Annotated in this window: 1 protein-coding gene and 1 pseudogene; both read right to left on the bottom strand. The window is 65.7% G+C overall.

The genetic code is table 11. The features are described from left to right. On the bottom strand, window positions 1-1,014 hold a 1,014-nt coding region (locus HF327_RS21755), incomplete at its 3' end, for a hypothetical protein (protein WP_198462430.1). Next, window positions 1,014-2,064 (bottom strand): annotated as a pseudogene (locus HF327_RS21750) (hypothetical protein); the annotation flags it as partial. The pseudogene HF327_RS21750 and the gene HF327_RS21755, both read right to left, overlap by 1 nt.

Genomic DNA, 2,064 nt, shown 5'->3' with positions numbered 1-2,064 from the left:
GGTCTCCAGCGTGCCCCCTGCAGCAGCGGCCGTAATGCGGCGGTGCAGAGCCTCGCCAGTGACCAGCTCAATGCGCAAGTCCTGGCGGCCCATGCGCGCCTTGCCAGTGGTGATGAGGTCGGCATAGCCGCATGGCTGCACTTGCAGAGTCTGCCCCTGCACCTGGCCAGCTGCGACCAGGTCGGCCGCATGGGTCGGAACCCAGATTGAGGCCTGACGGCCGCGCAGCCCATACAGCAGGCTACGAAAGGCCGTGTGCTCCTCACGGCCCCATATTGCCCAGGCATGCTGCTGCAGCACAAAGCCATAGCCCGAGGTGTCGGTGATGCGAGGAATGCCCACCTGGTTGTCCAGGCGCTGCGTCAGGCGCTCATAACCCAGCGTCAAGTCGTTGGACTCATCGGGGCGTGACTCCAGCACCGGCTTGCCTCGGTAGAGCGTGGCTGGCAGCTGAACTGGCCAGGAGCTGGGCTCAATCAGCTCAAAGCTCACGCTGGCGCGCGCCAGCTCGTCGGTCAGACGTACCGGCTCAGGCAGTGACTGGAGCAGAGCTTTGCGAACAGGCAGCAAACGGCTGCCCTTTGGCCAGGAGTGCGATGTGGGGGTGGCCAGGGCCAGACCACCTGCAGTGACCTGGTCAACGTCCACCAGCTCCCAGCTGTCCAGCTCATCGCTGGCCAGCGCGGCCAGGCCGCCCGCCCCAAAGTCATAGCCTGCGGTGCTGGCCACAATAGAACTACTGCCTGCGGCCACCGGCGTGCCAAGGTACTGAGCATCAGTCCAGATTGGCAAAGCCAGCGGCTGAGCGCCCAGCACATGCGCCCACAAGTCAAAGCGCGTGCGGTCTGCCTGGTGCACCAGTACCTCAAACGAAAAGCTGCGGCGCGGTGCCAAGCGCAGGGCCCGGCGCTGCTCGGCACCGCTGGGGCTTTGCAGCACATCGGTCAGCCACTCCAAGGTTTCCTTGAAGGAGTTGCTCCAGTTGGGCGGGAAGGTCCACAGAGGCGGCGCCATCAGCTCACCCCCAACAACTGGCGAAACTTGCCGGGGTTACGGCTGATCATGATGCCGATCGCCTTCTCGCCTTCCTTGCTACCCATCATGGAAGCGATGCGTTCCGGGTCGTCGACAAGGTAGAAGGCCTGCTTGTTGTCCACCGTGGTACTGCCGCCCGACACCGGCGCAGCGGGCTTGAAATTGCCCGCGGACGGCAGGCCCAGCGATGCACCGCCCATGACCAGGCCGCCATCGGCATAGCCCTGCCAGCCCTTGAGCGCGGCCATGCCGACCTGGTTGAACCGGGTCAGGAAGGCCAGCGCGCCTGGCTGGCGCACGACCTCTTGCCGGTGGACGAACTCATCGGCGTGAACAATGCCGGCTGGCTGAAACTTGGTGCCGGGGCCGGTCCAGCCACCGCTGGAGAAGCCCGCTCCCAGGGCTCCAATCACGCTGCTGGCACCGGAGCCCGCTGACGATGCAGCTACTGTCTGCAAGGCCAAAGCGGCGGCAGTAGCGGCCGTGGCCATGGCGGTGGTGGCCGCAGTCGCGGCGGTGGTAGCAACCGTATCAGCCACCGTTGCGGCGGTGGATGCTGCTGTGGTTGCAGCCTCGGCCGCAGCGCCAGCGGTGTCCACCACGGTGCCTACGCCTGCGGCCGCAGTGCTGGCCACAGAGGCTGCCCCGGCACCCGCTGCCGTCTTGCTCGCCCCATTGATCAGGCCCATTACGCCCTCTTGGGCGCGCAGGGCCAGTTGCTGGGCGGCCCACTCGCCCATGCCAGCAGCCAGGTTACTCAGCAGGCCTCGGACGGCCTCACCCAGCGTAGCAGTGCCATCGGCAAGGCTCTTGAGGGAATTTGAAAGGCTGTTTCCAAAAGCGTTGCCAAATGCCTGGCTGAGTTCATTGGCCTTGGTGCGCAGGCCCTGAATCCGCACCTCCAGGTCCTTGACGCGATCGATGGCGGCCGGGTTGCCGGTGATCTCGGCCAGCTCGCGCATCTTGGGCAGCAAGGCCTCAATCTGCGCGGCCGTGCTGGTGTTGATGTTGAGGATCTGGCGCTTGGCT

The sequence above is a fragment of the Comamonas suwonensis genome (assembly GCF_012844455.2).
Classification (GTDB): Bacteria; Pseudomonadota; Gammaproteobacteria; order Burkholderiales; family Burkholderiaceae_C; genus Comamonas; species Comamonas suwonensis.
Note: the sequence above shows the minus strand (reverse complement) of the source record. Positions and strands in the feature narration are given on the sequence as shown.